This is a genomic window from Pyramidobacter sp. C12-8 (assembly GCF_002007215.1).
Lineage (GTDB): Bacteria > Synergistota > Synergistia > Synergistales > Dethiosulfovibrionaceae > Pyramidobacter.
Map to the genome: position 1 here is coordinate 1 of NZ_MUHX01000147.1, position 221 is coordinate 221.

Below are 221 nucleotides of genomic sequence, written 5' to 3' on the forward strand. Positions count from 1 at the left end.
CGCCCGCGAGGGCAAGGAGGTCGAGCGCCGTCCGCGGACGGTCACGGTCTATTCTCTGGAGCTTACGTCATTCGACGAGAGCGCTCAGAGCGGCACGCTGGATATATACTGCTCCAACGGCACCTACATCCGCACCATCATCGACGATCTGGCAAGATCGCTCGGGGCGGTCGGCGTTATGACGGGGCTTGTGCGGCAGGAGGCGTGCGGTTACCGTCTGG

General features: G+C 63.8%; 1 pseudogene. It reads left to right on the plus strand.

The features are described 5' to 3' along the window. Positions 1-221 (plus strand): annotated as a pseudogene (locus tag B0D78_RS12390) (hypothetical protein); the annotation flags it as partial.